Here is a 430-nt window from a genome sequence, read left to right as displayed (position 1 = left end):
GGCCGGGAACTCAAAGGAGACTGCCAGTGATAAACTGGAGGAAGGTGGGGATGACGTCAAGTCATCATGGCCCTTACGAGTAGGGCTACACACGTGCTACAATGGCATATACAAAGAGAAGCGACCTCGCGAGAGCAAGCGGACCTCATAAAGTATGTCGTAGTCCGGATTGGAGTCTGCAACTCGACTCCATGAAGTCGGAATCGCTAGTAATCGTAGATCAGAATGCTACGGTGAATACGTTCCCGGGCCTTGTACACACCGCCCGTCACACCATGGGAGTGGGTTGCAAAAGAAGTAGGTAGCTTAACCTTCGGGAGGGCGCTTACCACTTTGTGATTCATGACTGGGGTGAAGTCGTAACAAGGTAACCGTAGGGGAACCTGCGGTTGGATCACCTCCTTACCTTAAAGAACCTGCCTTTGTAGTG

1 rRNA gene is annotated in these 430 nt (G+C 51.6%); it reads left to right on the top strand.

The window, feature by feature from the left end:
* Window positions 1–405: ribosomal RNA gene (locus PGR23_RS24430) — 16S ribosomal RNA — on the top strand; the annotation flags it as partial.
* Between the last annotated feature and the right edge of the window lie 25 nt (window positions 406–430).

The organism is Klebsiella sp. 141162 (genome assembly GCF_050600755.1).
Lineage (GTDB): Bacteria > Pseudomonadota > Gammaproteobacteria > Enterobacterales > Enterobacteriaceae > Klebsiella > Klebsiella aerogenes.
Note: the sequence above shows the minus strand (reverse complement) of the source record. Positions and strands in the feature narration are given on the sequence as shown.